Genomic DNA, 3,889 nt, shown 5'->3' on the forward strand with positions numbered 1-3,889 from the left:
GCAGATGGTCGACCGTACGGGTGCCGCGCCCGTACGGACCGACGCCCATCAGATATGGAATGATGAGATGACCGACGCGATGCTGGCACAGTTCGCGTTCGCTGCCGTTTTCTTCGTTATCGGATGCTGGGGGCGACGACACGCCGCCGATCTCGTTTCTCGGGCTCTTTCCCGCGAAGCGCGGACGGCAAAGGAACAGTCGTTGCGCCGGGGAGCGCGCTACTGTCAGATCGTCGCGGCGCTCTTCATCCTGTTCGGCGCGACCGGGCAGACATTTCCGCTTGGCCTCCCATTCGACGGTTACATGTAACGGGAAATACGGATCGAAATACGGATCGTGATGGCAGTGCTGTCGACCAGATGCGAGCGGGACCCGGGCCGGGAGGCGCCCGCGCCAGTCCGGCGCGGGCGCCACGGCGGTGACAGAGCGCTTCCGCGCGCTCGGCTGACCTGCTTCAGGACGGCTCCCCTTCCTGTCTGGTGCCACGCGTCTTCCGGACGCTGGGACTGGTCGCGGCATGTCCCGACGTGCTGGGCTGGCGGGTGTGACGCGTGTTGTGCTGGCACCCGACAAGTTCAAGGGGTCGTTGAGCGCTGCCGAGGTGTGCGCGGCGTTGACCGAAGGGCTGCGCGTGGCCCGCCCGGATGTACGCACGGTGTCCCTTCCGGTGGCGGACGGCGGTGAGGGCACGGTCGAGGCCGCGCTGTCGGCGGGATACCGGCGGGTCGCGGTGACCGCGGAGGGGCCCACGGGTGAGCTCGTCGACACGGCCTACGCCGAGCGCGACGGCACCACGATCGTCGAACTGGCCGATGCCTGCGGCCTGCGCCGGCTGCCGGGCGGGCGTCCCGCGCCGCTGACGGCGTCCAGCTACGGAGCGGGGCAGGTGGTCGCTGCCGCTGTGCGTGCCGGCTGCCGGCGGGTGGTGCTCGGTATCGGAGGGAGCGCGAGCACCGACGGCGGCGCCGGGCTCGTCGAGGCGCTGGGTGCCATCCTGCTCCCCGCGGGCCCCGTGGAGCAGCGTCTCCGGGGCGGGCGTGCCCTCGCAGCCCTCGACGGTGTCGATCTGTCCGGGTTGGAGCCGCGGCTGCGTGACACCGAGCTGGTTGTCGCCTGCGACGTCGACAGTCCGTTGCTGGGCCCGCACGGCGCCGCTGCCGTGTACGGCCCGCAGAAGGGTGCCACACCGGACGATGTCGCCTTCCTGGAACGGGCGCTGGCCAGGTGGGCGACGGTCGTGGCGGTCGAGACCGGAACCGATCACCGGTGGGCCCCGGGGGCGGGCGCGGCGGGCGGTGTCGGCTTCGCCGCCCTGTCGCTGCTCGGAGCCCGGCTGTGTCCCGGGATCGACCTGATACTCGATCTTGTCGGTATTGACGACGCGCTGCGCGGGGCCGATCTGGTGGTGACGGGGGAGGGGTCGCTCGACGAGCAGACACTGCGTGGGAAGGCCCCGGCCGGGGTGGCGGCCCGGGCGCGTGCGGCCGGCGTACCGGTCGTCGCGGTGGCGGGACGCTCGCTGCTGGATCCCGCGGCGCTGACCGGCGCCGGTTTCTCGACGGTGCGCACCCTCGCCGAGCTGGAACCGGATGAGCGGGTGAGCCTGTCCCAGGCAGCTGACCTGCTGCGCCGTCTCGCGCCCCGACTGATCGATCGGTCCTGGCCGGATGGCCCGGCCTGTTCCGTGGCTGCTACCCGTCCCGCTGATCGTACGGAGGCCGGCGACGGAAGATGACCATTGCTGGGATGCCGACGGCGAGCAGCGCCGCGAACGCCGCGAATGGAAGGATGGCGCCGCCGGAGCCCCCCGTCCGGTCGGAGCGTAGGGACTGCGCTATCGCGTAGGCCTCCTCGGTGTTCTCCGTCGGCCTGACCTGCCCGGTCTGGACCGCCCGTACGGATTCGACCGGTTGCACGGCGAAGGTGTACCCGGTCGCACTGCTACCGACCCGGTCGAGGACGATGTTGCTGAACGTGTCCGGGTCGAGGATCGCGCGGATGGCGGATCTGCCGCGTGAGGTGTCCTGTCGGACGGCGTACACGCCTGGCACAAGGTCGTCGAACGCCCATTCTCCGGACGCGTCGGTGGTGGTCTCCCGCAGGACGGCCGTCCCGTCCGGGCTCGTGCCGGTCAGTTGGATGGCCACGTCAGGCGCGGCGGACTCGCCCGCGTCCTGTCGCCCGTCGCGGTCGGCGTCCAGGTAGGCGTTGCCGCTGATACTGGAGCGGGCCGAGGCGCCGAAGTCGCCGAACGGTCTGAGCAGATCGGCCAGCTGCCGATGACCTTCGCTGTTCGGATGGTAGATCAGGCTCTGGTCGAGGGCGAGGAAGCCGTCGAGGAACTCGTGTATCCAGCGGTTCGGATTTCGCTGGTCGACGGCAGGGTCCGGTTCGTGGCCGGCGAAACGGCATTTGACGGTGTCGACCACGGTGACGAAACGGCCCGGCGTACCGACCGAATCCGCCGGCAGGGCGTCCAGCGAGCAGCTGTGCGCGGCGGGGTCGGAGGGCCCGGTGAAACCCAACGAGCGGTTCACCGTGTCCGCGGCGGCGATCTGCATGCCGTCCCCGCGGTCGCCGAGTTCCCGGACCGCGGCGGACGGGTCGAAGACCGTCCCGTTCAGGGCGTCCTGTGCGCCTGGTGGCAGGTAGTGTTCCCGGCTGGACAGGTACGGGTAGGTGACCAGGGCCACCCGCCCCCCGGGCGGCATCCGCTCCCGCAGGCGGGTGAGCAGGGTGACCAGACGGCTCCGGACCTCCGTGAGGTCGTCCGTTGCCCGCTCGGTGAGCCGTTCGCATTCGGCGATGTCCCCGGCGGGTATCCCGAAGAGCTTCGGAACATCGAAGGCGAAGCAGCGCAACACGATGTCGGAGAACTGGACGTCGTTGCCGCCGATCGTCAGCAGGACCAGGTCGGTGTCCGCGCCGACCGCGTCGAGCTGCGGTGCGACCACCCGGGTGCACACGGCGGACGCGATGCCGTAGGTGACATCGACCGGGCCGATATCGGCGGTTTCCTCCGGCCCGAACCCGGACGAGCAGTCCCGCGACAGGCGGTCGGAGACGGCAGGATCGTTCGCGGTCTCGCCGCCGCGCAGTGGGGTCCGGTAGGTGTGCTGATCCATCCTGCGTGGGTTGAGAAGATCGTTCGTGGTGGCGCCGCTGCACGCCCGGTTGACATAGGTGACGTCGTATCCACGTTCGTCGCGCAGCCACTGGGCATATTGTTCGCCCCAGCTCACCGTCGAACGGTGGCATCCACGTGGTCCGTTTCCGGTGTCGTAGGTGCCGGCGCCCGCACCGTTCCCGGCGGCGTACGAATCGCCGAGCTGGACGATCGAAAGATGGGAGGTCACCACGTCCGCGGTGTTACCCGGCTCGGGAGTGGCGGTTGGTAACAGGGCGGCTGGTGACGGGGTGGCTGGCGACGCGGTAGCTGGCAACGGGGTGATTGGTAACGGAGCGGTTGGTAACGGGGCGGGCCGTGTGGTGGTGGCTGCGGTCGGTTCGGCGGCGGCTGGCCGCCCAGTCATGATCATGGCTGTGAAAAGGATCGTGGGGACGACGATCCTGGCGGTGATCCGGAAAACCGGCCCGCCCGTGCCGCGAAAAGGGAGTGATCGGCCTGTTTCCGCTCTTTCGGTCGCCCTCGATATGAGGACGGGTTCGCATCCGGCCACCGCGTCGCCCCCGAAGCTCGAGCCGTCAGTGGCGCACCTGGAAGCGGCACACCTGGAAGCGGCACACGTAGCAGTGCCGAATACATTTCGATACGAAGGGTAACCGACTCGGTCGTGACGGGCAAGCATGGCGCCGGGACGGGGATGCCGGGCCGGCGCCGGGGCGGGCGGCTCAGCGCCAAGGTGAGCAGGGATGCGGGCAGGGAGG

Annotated in this window: 3 protein-coding genes; 2 read left to right on the forward strand and 1 reads right to left on the reverse strand. The window is 69.9% G+C overall.

All coding sequences use genetic code 11. The features are described 5' to 3' along the window. Both CM1CMNOD_RS06435 and CM1CMNOD_RS06440 read left to right on the forward strand, forming a co-directional pair. The coding region (locus tag CM1CMNOD_RS06435) for a hypothetical protein (protein WP_207387470.1) at positions 1 to 310 on the forward strand (310 nt) is incomplete at its 5' end. Positions 311 to 518: 208 nt separating this feature from the next. Next, entirely contained in the window at positions 519 to 1,736 is a 1,218-nt protein-coding gene (locus CM1CMNOD_RS06440; protein WP_013872862.1) for a glycerate kinase, read from the forward strand. On the opposite strand, the gene CM1CMNOD_RS06445 is transcribed toward CM1CMNOD_RS06440, so the two are convergent. Continuing rightward, entirely contained in the window at positions 1,693 to 3,357 is a 1,665-nt protein-coding gene (locus CM1CMNOD_RS06445) for an SdrD B-like domain-containing protein (protein ID WP_165440842.1), read from the reverse strand. The genes CM1CMNOD_RS06440 and CM1CMNOD_RS06445 overlap by 44 nt on opposite strands. Between the last annotated feature and the right edge of the window lie 532 nt (positions 3,358 to 3,889).

It is taken from the genome of Protofrankia symbiont of Coriaria myrtifolia (assembly GCF_900634755.1).
Taxonomy (GTDB): Bacteria; Actinomycetota; Actinomycetes; order Frankiales; family Frankiaceae; genus Protofrankia; species Protofrankia coriariae.

Bases quoted from the DNA above. Each gene is read 5' to 3' on its own strand.
- CM1CMNOD_RS06440 (WP_013872862.1), top strand. From the start codon at position 519: ATGTCCCGACGTGCTGGGCTGGCGGGTGTGACGCGTGTTGTGCTGGCA.